At 72.4% G+C, this 14,551-nt stretch carries 11 protein-coding genes; 6 read left to right on the top strand and 5 right to left on the bottom strand.

Translation table 11 applies throughout. The features are described from left to right. Window positions 1-11: 11 nt before the first annotated feature. Window positions 12-1,223, bottom strand: a complete 1,212-nt coding sequence (locus ACT3UL_RS12070) for an alpha/beta hydrolase (RefSeq protein WP_444578471.1) — start codon at window positions 1,221-1,223, stop codon at window positions 12-14. An 88-nt stretch (window positions 1,224-1,311) separates the two neighbouring features. On the opposite strand from ACT3UL_RS12070, the gene lysX reads away from it, so the two are divergent. Further along, window positions 1,312-4,692 (top strand): bifunctional lysylphosphatidylglycerol synthetase/lysine--tRNA ligase LysX, encoded by a 3,381-nt coding sequence (gene lysX / locus ACT3UL_RS12065; RefSeq protein WP_444578470.1) that lies wholly within the window; start codon window positions 1,312-1,314, stop codon window positions 4,690-4,692. Here the strand turns inward: lysX and ACT3UL_RS12060 are convergent. Further along, window positions 4,658-5,494 carry a hypothetical protein gene (locus tag ACT3UL_RS12060; protein WP_444578469.1) on the bottom strand — a complete coding sequence of 279 codons (837 nt, stop codon included), beginning with the start codon at window positions 5,492-5,494 and terminating at the stop codon, window positions 4,658-4,660. The genes lysX and ACT3UL_RS12060 overlap by 35 nt on opposite strands. Before the next feature lie 234 nt (window positions 5,495-5,728). On the opposite strand from ACT3UL_RS12060, the gene ACT3UL_RS12055 reads away from it, so the two are divergent. Together ACT3UL_RS12055 and ACT3UL_RS12050 are read left to right on the top strand one after the other, a co-directional pair. Beyond that, complete coding sequence (locus tag ACT3UL_RS12055) at window positions 5,729-6,895, top strand: LLM class flavin-dependent oxidoreductase (RefSeq protein WP_444578467.1); 1,167 nt, start codon at window positions 5,729-5,731, stop codon at window positions 6,893-6,895. Between the two features lie 179 nt (window positions 6,896-7,074). Continuing rightward, window positions 7,075-7,878 (top strand): CE1759 family FMN reductase, encoded by an 804-nt coding sequence (locus tag ACT3UL_RS12050; protein ID WP_444578466.1) that lies wholly within the window; start codon window positions 7,075-7,077, stop codon window positions 7,876-7,878. A gap of 74 nt (window positions 7,879-7,952) precedes the next feature. Here ACT3UL_RS12050 and ACT3UL_RS12045 read toward each other — a convergent pair whose 3' ends face one another. After that, window positions 7,953-9,404: a sulfatase family protein gene (locus tag ACT3UL_RS12045; protein ID WP_444578464.1), complete on the bottom strand. Its 1,452-nt coding sequence runs from the start codon at window positions 9,402-9,404 to the stop codon at window positions 7,953-7,955. A 103-nt stretch (window positions 9,405-9,507) separates the two neighbouring features. Then, entirely contained in the window at window positions 9,508-11,013 is a 1,506-nt protein-coding gene (locus tag ACT3UL_RS12040) for a sulfatase-like hydrolase/transferase (RefSeq protein ID WP_444578463.1), read from the bottom strand. A gap of 114 nt (window positions 11,014-11,127) precedes the next feature. On the opposite strand from ACT3UL_RS12040, the gene ACT3UL_RS12035 reads away from it, so the two are divergent. The 3 genes from ACT3UL_RS12035 to ACT3UL_RS12025 all read left to right on the top strand — a co-directional run bounded on the left by ACT3UL_RS12035 (window position 11,128) and on the right by ACT3UL_RS12025 (window position 14,185). Then, window positions 11,128-11,946, top strand: a complete 819-nt coding sequence (locus ACT3UL_RS12035) for a sugar phosphate isomerase/epimerase family protein (RefSeq protein ID WP_444578462.1) — start codon at window positions 11,128-11,130, stop codon at window positions 11,944-11,946. Next, window positions 11,943-12,935: a hydroxyacid dehydrogenase gene (locus ACT3UL_RS12030; protein ID WP_444578461.1), complete on the top strand. Its 993-nt coding sequence runs from the start codon at window positions 11,943-11,945 to the stop codon at window positions 12,933-12,935. Before ACT3UL_RS12035 ends, ACT3UL_RS12030 begins: the two co-directional genes overlap by 4 nt. A gap of 170 nt (window positions 12,936-13,105) precedes the next feature. Next, a complete protein-coding gene (locus ACT3UL_RS12025; protein ID WP_444578460.1) occupies window positions 13,106-14,185 on the top strand; it encodes a LacI family DNA-binding transcriptional regulator in 1,080 nt (359 codons plus the stop codon). A 34-nt stretch (window positions 14,186-14,219) separates the two neighbouring features. On the opposite strand, the gene ACT3UL_RS12020 is transcribed toward ACT3UL_RS12025, so the two are convergent. Continuing rightward, window positions 14,220-14,477, bottom strand: coding sequence for a hypothetical protein (locus ACT3UL_RS12020; protein WP_444578458.1), 258 nt, complete (start codon window positions 14,475-14,477; stop codon window positions 14,220-14,222). Between the last annotated feature and the right edge of the window lie 74 nt (window positions 14,478-14,551).

Genomic DNA, 14,551 nt, shown 5'->3' with positions numbered 1-14,551 from the left:
CCCCGACCCGCTCAGGGAGTCGGTGCGGGGGCGAACCCCGGGGAGCTGCTCCCCAGCCAGCGCAGCGCCGCGGGGGTCACCTCGACCCACAGCGAGGCCGTATGCCCGCCCCGGGGAGTGCTGGCCACGGTGAGGGAGGTGGGCGCTCGCACCGCCTGCTGCATCTGGGCGAGCGAGGGATGGGGCAGCGGGTCGTCCGCGCCGTAGAAGAACCACAGGCGCACGGCCGGAGCCTCCTCGGCGGCGAGGGCGGGGAGGTCATAGCGGGGGTCGTCGTCCGGTCTCCACTGCTGCCCGCTCGCGTAGAGCGGCTGGTAGTAGCCGGCCAGGGAGATCGCGCTGGCGAAGAGGTCGGGGTGGCGCAGGGCGAGCATGTTCGCGCACCAGCCGCCGGCGCTGTAGCCGAAGCTCGCCCAGGCCTCCGGGTGGCCCACGGTGCGCAGATGCGTGCGCACCCAGTCCGGGACGACCTCGGCGAGGTAGGTCTCGTACTGACCGTCGCTGCCCTGCGAAGAGGGTCCGGTGGCGGGGTCGGTGGAGGGGTCGGCATCCACGCATTCGGTGTCGTAGGTCCCGGGATACGGGGTCGGGGCGACGACGATCGCCTCGCCGAGCTCCCCGTGCGATGCGGCCCTGTCCATGTCGCGCCCGAGCTCGAACGAGCGCCGGAAGGTGCTGGGACCGCCGGGGATCCCGCTGAGCGCGACGATCACGGGGTAGCGCCGCTGTGGATGCTGCAGGTAGCCGGCGGGCAGATGGACCATCGCCTCGGTCGTCGCGATGCCGGGGGCAGGGATCGTGACGGTGATCCACTGGCCGTGCGTGGTGCTGCGCAGCCCCGTGAGCGCCTTGTCGTCCAACGGATCGCGCTGGAGCGAGGTCGCGGGCGCTGACTGCGCGGCCTCGAGCGCGGCGAGCTCGTCGCGATCCTCTCCGTCGGCCCCTCGCTGCGCGGGCGCCCCGTCCTGCGCCTGGACCGAGAGCTCCCCGGGTCCCTGCGCCAGGAACTCCCAGCTGCTCACGGTGCCCGTGGCCCGGTTGATCCACAGCGCGGCGGTGACCAGCACCAGCGAGCTCACGAGCACGAGGGCGACGACCTGTGCCAGGTGGGGGTGCCGCGCACGCGGAACTCTCAGCACCGCGAGGGCGAAGACGATCGCCGTGATCACCGTGGCGGTGACCGCGGTCCCCAGTCCCATCAGGTCGAACGCGCCCACACCCATCTGCTTCCTCCTCGCAGGGGCCGTACGCTACTCCCATTCCCGGCGAACTCCTCGGGACGGTGTCGGGACGACCTCGGAAGGACCTGGGATGAGCGCTGGGGATCCCCGCACGCCCGCCGTGATCCGTCACGAGCGCATCGCCCGCCTCGTCACCGGGGCGCTCCTCCTCGCCGCGGCCCTGAGCGTGGTCTCGATGCTGTTCACGGGCTTCGGCCGACGCTCGCCGTCGGTCGCCGACCTGCTGTTCTCGGCCCTGAACGTCCCGGTCGCCCCGTCGTTCGCGTCCGTGGTGCTGCTGGCGCTCCTCGCCGGAGGGATGCAGCGGCGCAAGCGTCTGGCGCTGGCAGCCCTCGCGGGGCTGCAGGTCCTCGGCGCCGTGCTCTCGGTGATCGACCTCGTGCAGATGCTGGGCCTGGACCCCTCCACGATCAGGCATCCGGTGCCGCTCTGGACGATGGTCGTCGCGAATGGTCTGAGCCCCGTGGTGGCAATCATGGTGCTGGTGCTGCTGTGGAGGCTGCGCGACCGGTTCCCGGCCCGGATGCCGCACGGCTCCCGGTGGCTGGCCCTGCTGGTGCTGGCCGTCGGCTCGGCGCTCACCGTGGGCGTCACCGCGCTGTGGATCGCCCTCACCCACGAGGAGCTGGGCGTCGATGCCACGGTGCTCGTCTGGTCCCTGGGCCACAGCCTGGGGCTGGTGGGCGGGCATCCCGCCGGGGCGGCACCCCCGGGCCTGGGCTGGACCGCCTCCACGCTGACCGGGCTCACCCTGGCCGCCACCGCGTGGACGTTCCTCCGTGCCGCCCCGCGCCGCACCGTGCGCACCCCGGACCAGGAGGTGACCCTCCGTGCCCTGCTGCTGCACGACGGGGACCGCGACTCCCTGAGCTACTTCGCGACGCGCCGCGACAAGGAGCTGGTGGCCACGGCCGGGGACACCTCGATGGTCGCCTTCCGGCGCCTCGGCGGGGTCGCGATGGCCGCCGGCGATCCCGTCGGCCCGAGCACCCGCGACCACGAGGCGATGGGCGCCTTCATCACCGAATGCCGCACCCACGGGTGGACCCCGGCGGTCCTCTCCGCGTCGGAGGAGGCGGCCCGGCGATGGACCGAGCACGGCATGATCGCGGTGCGGATGGGCGATGAGGCGGTGCTGCGCCCGGAGGAGTTCCGCCTGTCCACCCCCGCGATGACCCCGGTGCGCCGCGCGGTCCAGCATGCGCGCCGCGCGGGCCTGGTGGTCCAGGTGCGTCGCCATGGCTCTCTCAGCGAGCAGGAGCGCTCACGGCTGGTCGAGCTCGCCGACTCCTGGCGCGAGGGCGGGGAGGAGCGCGGCTTCTCGATGGCGCTGTCCCGCCTCGGGGATCCGGCCGACGCGGACTGCCTGCTCGTCACCGCCGAGATCCCCCAGGATCCCGAGGACCCCCAGAACCCCGAGGACCCAGATCAGGCCGGCGGCGGCTGGAAGGCGCTGCTGAGCTTCGTCCCCTGGGGCCGCAGCGGACTGTCCCTGGACGTCATGCGCCGCTCCCCCGGCGCCCCGGGCGGCGCGACCGAGCTGATGATCGCCGAGCTCATGGCGCAGGCACCGGAGCTGGGCGTGCGCCGCGTGTCGCTGAACTTCGCCATGTTCCGCCATGTGCTCGTCGAGGCGGATGCCGTCGACGCGGGTCCCGGCGTGCGGATCGGCTCGCTGCTGCTCTCCCGCGCCGACCGCTGGTTCCAGCTCGAACGTCTCGCCCGGTCCAACGCGAAGTATCAGCCGCACTGGGTGCCCCGCTATCTCCTGGTCGATTCGCTCACCGCGCTCCCGACCTCCGCGCTGGCCGCGATGGCCCTGGAGGGCTTCGCCCCGCTGTGGGGCGCCGGCACCCCGCTCGAGCAGCAGCTCCCCGCGGAACTGCTCGAGCGCACGCGGGCCGACGCCGCGAACTCCCGGCAGGCCGTCGAGCTGCCGCTGCTGCGCCGCTCGGAGCAGTTCACGCATCGCCTCGAGCACCTGGAGCGGCTGCGGCAGGCCGGCATGGCGCCCTATCCCGTCGGCCTGCCGCAGCCGCTGCCGTTCCCCGCGGCGGTCGCCGCCGTGCACGCAGGGGATCCGGACGACGAGATCATCGTGGCGGGTCGGGTCCGGCATGTGCGCGAGCACGGCGCGGTGGTCTTCGCGGATCTCTGCGCGGGCCGCGAGAGCCTGCAGATCATCCTGGACGAGGCGTCGACGGGACCCGGACCGCTCGATCTCTGGCGCCGCACGGTGGACCTCGGCGACCTGGTGCACCTCACCGGGCGTCCGGGGCACTCGCGCCGCGGCACCCCCTCGCTGCTCGTCGACAGCTGGGCGATGGCCGCGAAGGCGCTGCACCCGGTGCCCTTCGACGGCCTGGTCGATCCCGATTCCCGCCTGCGACAGCGCTCGCTGGACCTCGTGGTGCACCCGCGCGGGGCCGGGCTGCTCCGCGCGCGCTCCACCGTGCTGACCGCGGTGCGGGAGCAGCTGCTGCGCGAGGGCGCCCAGGAGGTCGAGACCCCGATCCTGCAGTCGGTGCACGGCGGGGCCAACGCCCGACCCTTCAGCACCCACATCAACGCCTACGACCTCGATCTCAGCTTGCGCATCGCCCCGGAGCTGGCGCTCAAACGACTGCTGGTGGGCGGGCTCGGACCGATCTTCGAGATCGGCCGGAACTTCCGCAACGAAGGGGCCGACGCGACCCACAATCCGGAGTTCACGTCGCTGGAGACGTACTGGCCGTTCCAGGACTACACGGACATGCGCCGGCTCACCGAGCGGCTCGTCAAGGCCGCCGCACGAAGCCTCTACGGAGCGGAGGTGCTGCCGCTGCGGGACGTGCGCACGGCAGAACCCGTCGGCACCGATCCGGGCGATCGGCTGCAGGCGCTGCTCACCGACGTCTCCGGCCCGTGGCCGGCGATCCCGATGGCCGAGGCGGTCTCGCAGGCGGTGGGCCGACGGGTCGACGTGGAGACCGACATCGACGAGCTGACCGCCCTGGCCGCCGCCCACGAGGTGCCGCTGCGCGGGGACATGGGGCCCGGGGCCGTGCTCGAGGAGCTGTACGGGGAGCTGGTGGAGCCGCAGACGATCCGGCCCACCTTCTACACCGACTTCCCCGCGGAGACCTCCCCGCTCACCGCCCCGCATCGCACCCGGCCAGGGCTCGTGGAGCGCTGGGACCTGGTGGCGTGCGGGATGGAGATCGGTACCGCCTATTCGGAGCTGACCGACCCCATCGACCAGCGCGAGCGCTTCACCGCCCAGTCGCTGAAGGCCGCCGCCGGGGACCCGGAGGCGATGGAGATCGACGAGGACTTCCTGCGCGCCCTCGAGGCGGGCATGCCTCCCGCCGGCGGGCTGGGGATCGGGATGGACCGTCTGGTGATGCTGCTGACCGACACCACGATCCGCGACATCCTCACCTTCCCGTTCGTGCGTCCCCGGCAGCCCTGACGGGAGGCACCGCCTCGACCGCGGCGGACTGCCGGGAGAGCACCACGGCCGACGCCAGCGCCGCGGCGAGCGCGATCATCGCAGCCGCTTCCCAGCCCGGACGCAACCGGTCCCCGAGCAGTCCGAGGCCCACCCCGGTGGGGACGATCACCTCGATCACCCACAGCCAGGCCGTCGCCGGCGCTGCAGCGTCCGGGGAGGCCTGCAGCGCGCGGGCGAACATCACGGTGCCGACGATGCCGAAGGCGGCGCCGCACCAGGCCAGCGGGGACGCGAGGATCTGCGTCAGAGTCCCGGACTCGACCGCCCGGGCGCAGATCGCCGTGCCCGCGTAGCCCAGGCCGGCGAGGATCGCCTGCGGCGCGACGCCGGCGCGACGCAGCAGCACGCACAGGACCAGGGTCGCCGCCAGGGCGAGCGCTGCGACGGGGGCGGCGCCGGCGGGCGCGGGACCGGGCGGCCCGGGCATCCCGGCCACGGAGACGACCGCGACGGCGCCGCTCAGCGCCAGCACCGCGAGGATCGCCGGGGGCGGGAGCGGGATCGACAGCACGAGACGGGCGACGACGACGGTGATGATGAGGGACCCGGCCAGGACCGTCTGCACCACCATGAGGGACTCGTGGCGCATGGCCACGAGGGACAGCAGCCAGCCGGTGAAGTCCATCCCGAGCCCGGCGACGTACAGCGGATGGATCAGCACACCGGGGCCGCTCACGCGTCGTGCCGCGGCCGCCTGGGCGACGGCCGCGAGCCCCATGAGGATCGCGCCGGCGACGGCGAGCAGCAGCGAGACCGCCATCCTCAGCGCACCTTGCAGCGTTCGAACGCACCGGTCATGGCCTGTTCCCTTCGTCCGCCACAGGATAGGCCCCGTCCTGACCCGCGCCCGACGGCGCCCGCAGCCCGGCGGTGACCGGTGCCCCTCGGCGACCGCAGCCCCACGGTGACCGGTGCCGCACGCCTGTTGCTTGCGCCCCGTCCGAAAGTAGTTTATTATTGAACTATATTCCACGACCGCCCAAGGAGTGCTGCCATGCAGTTCGGAATCTTCACCATCGCCGACATCACGCCGGACCCCACCACCGGGAAGGTGCCCACCGAGAACGAGCGCCTGAAGGGCATGGTCGAGCAGGCGAAGCTCGCCGAGCAGGTGGGTCTGGACGTGTTCGCGATCGGCGAGCACCACAACCCGCCGTTCGTGACGTCCTCCCCGACCACCACGCTGGCCTACATCGGCGCACAGACCACCGATCTGATCCTCTCCACCGCGACCACGCTGATCACCACCAACGACCCGGTGAAGATCGCCGAGGACTACGCGATGCTGCAGCACCTCACCGGCGGCCGCATCGACCTCGTGATGGGCCGCGGCTACACCGGCCCCGTCTACCCGTGGTTCGGCCAGGACATCCGCAAGGGCGTCGAGATCGCGATCGAGAACTACGACCTGCTGCGCCGGCTCTGGACCGAGGACGTCGTGGACTGGGAGGGCAGCTTCCGCACCCCGCTGCAGCAGTTCACCTCGACCCCGCGCCCGCTGGACGGCGTCGCGCCCTTCGTGTGGCACGGCTCGATCCGCTCCCCGCAGATCGCCGAGCAGGCCGCGTACTACGGCGACGGCTTCCTGCACAACAACATCTTCTGGCCCATGAGCCACACCGCGCAGATGGTGCAGCTGTACCGCGAGCGCTTCGAGCACTACGGCCACGGCACGGCCCGTCAGGCGTACGTGGGCCTCGGCGGCCAGGCGTTCATGCGCAAGAACTCCCAGGACGCCATCACCGAGTTCCGCCCCTACTTCGACAACGCCCCGGTCTACGGCGGCGGCCCCTCGATGGAGGACTTCACCGCGCGGACCCCGCTCACCGTCGGCTCCCCCGAGCAGGTCGTCGAGCGCTACCTGACCATGGCGGACAACGTCGGCGACTACCAGCGCCAGATGTTCCTCATGGACCATGCGGGGCTCCCGCAGAAGACGGTCCTGGAGCAGATCGAGCTGTTGGGCACTGAGGTGGTCCCGGTGCTGCGCCGCGAGCTCGAAGCCCGCAAGCCGGCCGACGTCCCCGAGGCGCCCACCCACGCAGCACGGGTCGCCGCCGCCGAAGCCGAGCGCGGCTCCTTCGACGACGCCTACAAGTTCGAGACCGGCGACAACTGGACGGGCCTGCGCGCCGAGGACGCCGGCACCACCCGCCGCTGACCCGGCGAGCGGGGCAAAGTTGGGGGAATCCACCCGACATTCCCCCAACTTTGCCCCGCTGACGCAGCCAGACCTGGTCCCCAGCGCCAGTCCACCCGTTCCGCCCCGCTGACACCGACGACACCGTGCCGGCTCCACGCCGCCCTCGTCGTCGTCCCGCTCCCTGAGAGGATCACCCCATGACCGATACCGTCCGCCTGGTCGCCCTGTCCGCCGGGCTCTCCACCCCCAGCTCGACCCGCATGCTCACCGATCAGCTCTCCCGGGCCGCCGCCACCGCTCTCGGTCGTGAGAGGTGGGCCGCCGCCGCGATCGGTCGTGAGCGCACCGCCGACGGCGCCGCCGCGCCCGCCGACGGCACAGCCGTGGACGTGGACGTGGACGTGGACGTGGACGTGGACGTGACCACGGTGGAGCTGCGCGAGTACGCGCACGACATCACCGACGCCCTGCTCACCCGCTTCCCGAACGAGCGCCTGTCGATGGTGATCGAGGCTGTGCGCGCCGCTGACGCGGTCATCGCGGTGACCCCGGTGTTCAACGTCGGCCCCTCGGGTCTGTTCAAGATGTTCTTCGACGCGATCGACATCGAGGTCTGGAAGAACAAGCCGGTGCTGCTCGGCGCGACCGCGGGCACCGCGCGACACTCCCTCGCGATCGACTACGCGATCCGCCCCATGTTCGGGTACCTCAAGGCGGAGGTCGTGCCGACGGTCGTGTTCGCGGCGTCGGCCGATTTCGGTGCCGACACCGAGGGCCAGGCCGATGAGCAGCCGCTCGCGGTGCGCGTGCGCCGGGCCGCGCGCGAGCTCGCCACGATGCTCAGCGCCGGGATCGGCACCTCGCCCGAGCACATCGAACACCCTGAGCACACGGAGGGCTCCACGGGGGCGGACGACGGGGCTCCCGCGGATCAGGCCACGGCGCTGGATGCCGAGTTCTCCGACTTCGTCCCAATGGGCACGCTGCTCGGCCGCGGCTGAGCAAGGTCAGGCCGACGACCAGGCCACCGATCAGGCCGACGCGAGCTGGGCCACCCACTGCTCGCGCAGGGCGGTCAGGCGGACGCGAGCCCCGCCGCCCACTGCTCATGCAGGGCGGTCAGCTCGTCGACGACCTCCGGGTGCTGCGCGGCGACGTCGGCCTGCGGTGACTCGTCGGTGATCCCGTCGCCGAGGGGCACCAGCGTGAGCCCGGCGCCGATGTCGGTGTGCTCGACCGCGAGCAGGTGCTCGCGGTGCCCGGTGCTCGCATCGACCCAGCGCAACTTCCAGTTCGGGGTGCGCACGGCCCATTGGAAGCCGGTGTCGAAGTGCAGCGCCTCGTGCCCGGCCTCGACCCGGCGCGCCCCTCCGGCCGCCTCCCACACCCGGCGCAGATCGATCCCGTCCACCGGGGTGCCCACCGGCAGCGACGCCCCGGCTGCTGCCGCGAACGTCGGCAGCAGGTCGAGCGCGGAGACCAGCGCCGCGGAGTGCTCGCCCGACGGCACGGTACCGGGCCGGGAGACCAGGAACGGCACCCGCACCCCACCCTCGAAGAGGCTGTACTTGGTCCCCGTGAGCGGGGCGTTGTCCCCGTAGTTGCAGGTGGAACCTCCGTTGTCGGTCAGGTAGACCACGAGCGTGCTCTCCCGCTGCCCGGTGTCCTCGAGGTGGTCGAGCATCCGGCCGATCTCGCGATCCATGATCTCGAGCTGGGCGAGGTAGTAGTCGCGGCCGTGCTCGAGGCGCGGGGAGATCGCCCCGTCGTACCAGTCCACGTACTCCGCGGCGGCGGGGTCGAAGTCGTCGTGGGCGGGCAGGGCGCGGGCGTCGAGCTCGTCCTGCGGCAGCTGCCAGGCGAAGTTGTGCACGGCGTTGTAGGCGACCATGCAGAAGAAGGGGTCCTCCCCCGCGCCCTCCGGGTCTCCGTCGCTCGCCTGCGCCCCGTCCCCCATGAAGTCGATCGCCCGCTCGGTGAACTCCACCGTCAGGTGCTGCTCGCAGTCCACCTCGCGGCCGTTCTCGAACAGCGGGCTCACCCCGTGTCGCGAGGCGGCCTCGCCGTACTCCTCCTGCGCCTGCTCGGAGTGGTGCAGGTAGTGCAGGCGCCCCATGCTGAGCCCCGCCAGCCCGTACAGCGACCGGTCGAAGCCGTGCTGGTCGGGGCAGGCACGATCACCGGGTCGCTCCGGCCCGTAGTGCACCTTTCCGAAGTACCCGGTGCGGTATCCAGCCTCCCCGAGGATCTCGGGCATGACCGGCCGCTGCGCCGGCGGGAACGCCGAGGTGTCGAACCACTGCGCACCCCAGCGCTGCTGGTACGCGCCCGCGATGAGGCCGGCTCGGGATGGCGAGCAGATCGGAGCGGTGACGTACCCGTTCTCGAACGTGGTGCCCGTGGCCGCCAGGCGGTCCAGGTTCGGGGTGCGGGCGTCGGCGCTGCCACGGGCGGAACGGTCGGCGTAGCCGTGGTCGTCGGAGACGATGAGCAGGATGTTCGGCCGGGTGTGGGGGGCGGTGGGCATCAGAAGTGCTCCTTGCAGAGGATCCGGGTCCTTGTGCGGTGATCCGCGGGTGGTCGGTGCGACGGGCGACGGGCACCGGGCGCGGTCCGGTGTCGTCGTGCCGTCACCCGGGGCGACCCAAGGGTCGCCGCTGGCCGGCACCGTCGACCGCGGTTCCCCAGCCGCTCAGCGCAGGCGTCTCGTGGGCCGCGAACCAGGACTGCAGATCATCCTCCAGCGCGCGACGCCGGCCGGCGTGCGCCGCCTCGCGGGAGAGGTCGCGCTCCTCGCCGGGATCCTCCTCGAGGTCGTAGAGCTCGGTGGGGCCCTCGCGGCGCACCACGAGCTTCCAGCCGTCGGTGCGGATCATGCGGTGGGCGCCGTACTCGTCGTGGATGACGATCGGCTCGTCACCCGTCGCCGGGCCGCCCCGTCCGTCCGCCGAGGGCCGCCTGTCCAGGACGCGCGCGGCGAACGATCGTCCCGCCCGCAGCGGGTCCTCGCGGGGGACGGCCCCGGTGAGCTCGGCCAGGGTCTCCAGCAGACCGGTGGCCGAGGTCGGGGTGCGATCGCACGTTCCCGCGGGAACGTGGCCGGGCCAGCGGATGATCAGCGGCACGGTGATCGAGGGCTCCCAGAGGTTCAGCGGGGTGGTGGCGTTGCCTTTGCCCCAGATGCCGTGGTGGCCGCAGGAGAAGCCGTTGTCCGAGGTGAAGACCACGATCGTGTCCTCCAGCATCCCGCTGCTCTCGAGCTGGGCGAGGAGTGCCTCGATGCTGCGGTCCACGCCGCTGAGCGCCGCGCAGTAGCCGGCGAGCGCGCCGTGGCGGTCCGCGACGGCGCGGGGGAAGTTCTCCGGCACGAACCATGGGTGCGGCGGGGGCTGCGGCACGGAGGGGAAGTCCGTGTCGTCGTAGAGGTCCAGCAGCTCGGCGGGGTGGTTGCCGTCGAACCAGGGGTCGTGCGGGGCGGTCCAGTTGACCTGGAGGAAGAAGGGTCGGGCGTCGGCCGCCGCGGCGCCCAGGAAGTCGAGGGCGCGCTGCGTGATCGCGTCGGTGAGGTAGGCAGGTTCGGTGCCGGGCTGCGCAGGGGATGCGGGGATGCCGGTCTCGTCGGCCTGCTGCCAGATCGGGGCGTCGTAGTAGGGGCCGCCGCCGAGCTGGTGGGCGTACCAGTACTCGAAGCCCTCCGCGGGGCGGTCCGCGGAGCCGAGGTGCCATTTGCCGGTCATCCCGCAGCGGTACCCGTGGCGGGAGAACATCGCGCCGAGCGAGTCCGCGCCGGGGAGGTCCTCCAGGAAGTCCCTTCGGAACGGCCGGAGCGGGGCATCGGTGCGCGCCAGGGCCTCGGGCCGGATCCAGTCGTGCACGCCATGGGCCGACGGCATGCGCCCCGTGGCCAGGCTGGCCCGCGCCGGGGAGCACACCGGGGAGGCGCAGAAGAACTGCTCGAAGGTCCTCCCCTCGCGCTGGAGGCGATCCAGGGTCGGGGTGCGCAGCTCGGGCATCCGCGAGCCGAGCGCCCAGGCGCCCTGGTCGTCGGTGACCAGCAGCAGGACGTTCGGTGTCGTCGCGGCGCGGGCCGGAGCATCGGGGCTCTCTCCGCCGGGGCCGCTCGCATCGGTGACCATCGCCCCCACCTCCTCGTGCTCGCGATACGCTCTGGGCAAACGCTTGCCTTCCGTTCGTCGGAGGCTCTGCCCACACCGTATCGGCACCTGACGATGCAGACACCAGGAGTCACCATGATCCGTCCCGGACTGTGCTCGGTCACCTTCCGCAGCCTCGAGGTCGACCGCGTCGTCGAGCTCGCCGCCGACGCCGGCCTCGCGTGCATCGAGTGGGCAGGTGACGCCCACGTCCCGCCCGGGGACACCATCGCTGCGAGCCGCGCCCGCGAGCTCACCGAGCAGGCGGGCCTCGCCGTCGCATCCTACGGCTCCTACCTGCGCTTCGAGGGGTCCGACGAGGAGTTCTCGGCAGAGCTCGAGGGCGTCATCACCTCGGCGCGGGCACTCGGCGCGCCCCGCATCCGGGTGTGGGCGGGCAGCTGCGGCTCGGCCGACGTCGGCGCGCAGGATCGTGCCGCGCTCGTGCGCCGGATCCAGGAGTTCGCCGATCGCGCGAGCGAGCACGGGATCGATGTGGGCCTCGAGTTCCATGGCCGCACGCTGACCGACGAGATCGGCTCGACGCTGCGCCTCCTGGACGAGATGGACCGGCCGACCGTGCTCTCCTACTGGCAGCCTCACCAGGGCATGCCGGACGCCGACGCCCTCGAGACCCTGCGCCAGGTGCTGCCGCGCACCTCGACCATCCATGTCTTCTCCTGGTGGCCCACGCACGAGCGCCACCCCCTCGCCGCGCGGGCGGACCTCTGGCGCGGGGTGTTCACGGTGCTCGCCGCCGAGGGCTCGGACCGCGATGCGCTGCTCGAGTTCCTCCCGGGAGATGATCCGGCGGCCCTCGCCGGGGAGGCCGGGACCCTGCGCGCTCTCATCGCCGCCGCAGTCGCCGACTCCAGCGCCGACGCCGGTACCGACGGAGAAGGCGGCACGCGATGAAGGCCCTGCTCGCGATGCCGGACGGTCTCCAGCACAGCATGTTCGACGCGGCCCAGCGCGACCGCCTGGCACAGCTCGCCGACATCGATCCCGACCGCACGGTGCCCGACCTCGCCTCCGCCTCCGACGGGGACCTGCGGGACGTCGAGGTCCTGGTCACCGGCTGGGGTTCACCCCGGATCGATGCGACGACCCTCGCCCGCCTGCCCCGGCTCCGCGCGATCGTGCACACCGCGGGCACCGTGCGCTTCGTGGCCACCGAGGCGGTGTGGGAGCGCGACGACATCACCGTGACCTCGGCGACCGAGGCGAACGCGGTGCCCGTCGCGGAGTTCACGCTCGCCCAGATCCTGCTGGCCGGCAAGCGATCCCACGCCCGCGAGGCCGGCTACCGGGCGGACCACCAGGTGCACGGCGGCGCCGCAGCAGACCCGGGGATCGGCAACTACGGCGGCGTCGTCGGCCTCATCGGGGCCTCACGCATCGGCGTGCTGGTGGCGGAGCATCTGCAGCGCTTCGACCTCGACGTGCTGATCACCGACCCGTTCGCGAGCGCCGAGCAGATCCAGGCTCTGGGCGCGACCAAGGTCGAGCCCGAGGAGCTGTACTCCCGCAGCGACGTGGTGAGCCTGCATGCGCCCGACCTCCCGTCCACGCGCGGCATGGTCAGCGGCGAGCTGCTCGCCCTGATGCGCGACGGGACCACGTTCGTCAACACGGCCCGCCCGGCGCTCGTGGACCTCGACGCCCTGCGCGCGGAGCTCGCCTCCGGCCGGCTCGCCGCCGTGCTCGACGTGCATGATGATTTAGCCGCCGACGACCCGATCTGGGATCTGCCGACCGTTTCGATCACCCCGCACATCGCCGGCTCGCAGGGCAACGAGCTGCGCCGGATGGGCGAGTTCGCCCTGGAGGAGGTGCGGCGACTCGCGGCCGGTGAGCCCCCGCGCCACCCCGTGGACCTCTCCACGCGGGACATCTCCGCCTGAGCCGTCTCGTGACGGCAGGAACATCCGGTCCACGGGCAGGAGGAGGAAAGTCACGCCCCCGGAAGGCTCGAATCCTCCGTCGGCCGATCACGGCGTCGTTATGCTGACAAGAGTCGGGACAGCGTTTCCCCGCCCCGTCACGACCGCATCCCCGAGAAGTAGGAGCCCTGATGGCCGCAGTGCGTCTCAGCGACGTCGCCCAGGATGCCGGGGTCTCCCTGGCCACAGCGTCCCGCGTGCTCAACGGATCCGCCCGCGTCCCTGGCAAGGCGGTCGCCGAGAGGGTCGAGGCCTCTGCCGCGAGGCTCGGGTACGTCCCCAACGCCCAGGCGCAGGCCCTCGCCCGCTCCCGCTCGGGCCTCATCGGCCTCGTCGTCCACGACATCGCCGACCCCTACTTCGCGACCATCGCCCGCGAGGTCCAGCAGCAGGTGTTCGCCTCGCAGTCCCAGGTGCTGCTCACGCAGACCGACCGCGAGATCGACACCGAGGTGCGCGCACTGCGCTCCCTCATCGCCCAGCAGGTCGACGCCCTGGTGCTGGTGGGCTCGCACCGCTATGGCAACGACTCCGATGCCGCGATCAGCACCCTGCTGGAGGGCTTCGCCCGTAACGGCGGCAAGGTGGTGGGCATGGGCCAGTCCGTGGGCGTGGGCCGCACCATCGTGCCCGACAACGCCGCGGCCGCACATGAGCTCGCGACCGCCCTGATCGTCGAGGGCCACCGCCGCTTCGCCGTGGTCCAGGGCATCTCCGGCATCCCGTCGGCCGCGGACCGCACCGGCGGTTTCATCGCCGCGCTGACCGAGGCGGGCTTCGAGCCCGAGCTGAATGTCGAGGCAGGGCTGACCCGGGACGGCGGCTACGAGCTGGCCGAGGCGATCGAAGCGCACCTCGCCACCGCCGCCAGCACCGACGACGCTCCGCTATGCGTCTTCGCCCCGGCGGACGTCATGGCCCTCGGCGCTCTCGGCGAGCTGCGCCGCCGTGGGATCGACGTGCCCGGCCAGGTCTCCGTCGCCGGCTTCGGCGGCGTGCCCGACGGCGAGGACTCGAACCCGACTCTCACGACCATCGCGCTGCCGCTGCACGACATGGCCCGCCAGGCGGTCCAGTGGGTGCTCGGCACCTCGCCCGCGGAGGCGGAGACTGCGACGACGGCGGCCGACGCCCCGGAGGAACCTCTCGAGATGCATGTGCGCGGCGACGTGCTGCTGCGCGAGTCCACGGCGCTCACTGCAAAGGTCTGAGCCCGAAGCACCTCCCCAGTGCCCGCGCTGCCGCTCAGCAAGCGTTCACGGCGTCCAGGAAATCCTGAAGCTGCTCGCGGCTGACCCCTGCCAGCCCCGCGAACCGGCCGACGGGAATCTGCTCGCCTATCTTCTGCATCTCCGGGTCCTGGAACAGCGAGTTCTCGCCGAACAGCGCGCCGAGCTTCTCCCTGCCTCCGAGGATCTGCGCGATCTCCGCGAGCGTGGAGTCCGCGGTCGCGGTGGGGACGGCTTCGTCGCCGGCGAGATCGACGTCGGCGCTGCCGCGCAAGTCACGGCTCGAGGCGCCGACCTAGACGCGGTAGGTACCGCCCTCGACCTGCCAGCCACCCTCGCGCGTGCCCT

This window comes from Brachybacterium sp. 107, from assembly GCF_052379725.1.
In the GTDB taxonomy this organism is placed as follows: domain Bacteria; phylum Actinomycetota; class Actinomycetes; order Actinomycetales; family Dermabacteraceae; genus Brachybacterium.
This window is presented reverse-complemented; position numbering and strand designations above follow the sequence as displayed.